At 64.4% G+C, this 1,129-nt stretch carries 1 protein-coding gene and 1 pseudogene; both read right to left on the bottom strand.

Annotated features, from left to right (window positions below; genetic code table 11):
- Positions 1-142: 142 nt before the first annotated feature.
- Positions 143-451: pseudogene (locus tag B8W67_RS20120) on the bottom strand (ATP-binding protein); the annotation flags it as partial.
- Positions 451-1,129, bottom strand: a 679-nt coding sequence (locus B8W67_RS20115) for a Mu transposase domain-containing protein (RefSeq protein ID WP_420845616.1), incomplete at its 5' end; no start/stop codon positions are given. The pseudogene B8W67_RS20120 and the gene B8W67_RS20115, both read right to left, overlap by 1 nt.

Raw genomic sequence — 1,129 nt, 5'->3', positions numbered from 1 at the left:
AACCACTACATCCTGCGATCCCTGATCCACTCCGGCCAACTTCAAGACCGGATCAACGCACTCTGAATCGGGAAGAGCCCCTTTGGGTCTTGCCGCTTCCTGGTGGGCCGAGTAGCACGATATTGCGGGCCTCGGCTAGCTAGCTACCGGCTTCCAGTCGGGCAATCTGAGCTCGATCCACACCGGGTTGAGCAGTGAAATCGAAGTCGGCGATGGTCTTGATCGACGGGAATCCGGCATACCGGATACGTTGGCGGGCCCCTGATTCGGCGCGGGCGTTGGACTCCACGGCCAGCACTGCAGTCAGATAGTCTTCCAACGACCAGTTCGCTTCGCGGCCTTGCTCGGCGAGCCGGTGATAGTGCTCAGCGATCCGCGGGGCCTTGAGCAGCCGCGATTGGTGGGCGATGAGTTTGTCGGCCTCACCGGGAGCAGCGATGCGTTTGGCCATCAGGCGACCTCCTCGGTCCCGAACACCGCGTCATAGGCCGCCAGGTCAGCGACTTCGACCTCGACGTCGACAGGCGAGTTGGTCGGCGGCCGGTTACGGAAGTTCTCCCGCAACACCGAAGCCGCCGCACGATGGCCGGGGTCGCAAGCTAACCCGCCGCTGCCCCACAGCCGCTGGTGGTCAGCCACCATCCGGTCACCGCAGCGGGCTGCTACCCGCTCAAGAGAGGTGGTGACGGTGATCATCCGCCCGATCGCCTCCGGGTGCACCGAGTAGGCATTGCCGCCGACGCTGACGTAATAGTCGCGTGCCAGCCGCGTGAGGGTCGTGGTGCCCGTGGCCGGCGCTATCGGCGGCAGCGGCGCCATCACCTGCCGGTCGGCGGTCAACGCTTCGGTCGGGATCATCCGGGTGCTCGCGTGCCGGCGCGGATTGGCCACCGATGCCAACCAGACAGCCAACTGCGCGTTGAAATCGGCCGGTGAGCTGAACTGCCGACCGGGCAGAAAAGATGAGGCCAGGTAGCCGTTGGCTCGCTCCACCACACCTTTGGTTTCGGGGTCATAGAAGCGCGTCTGGATCAGCCGTGTGCCCAACACACGGTCAAGTCCACGGGTGTGGTGTACGACGTCGTCGCATGATTCTTCGTTGAGATGGTTCAGGCGGTCAGTGCCGCCG

The organism is Mycolicibacillus koreensis (assembly GCF_002104795.1).
Classification (GTDB): Bacteria; Actinomycetota; Actinomycetes; order Mycobacteriales; family Mycobacteriaceae; genus Mycobacterium; species Mycobacterium koreense.
The sequence above is the reverse complement of the archived record's forward strand: the minus strand, read 5'-3'. Positions and strand labels throughout refer to the sequence as shown.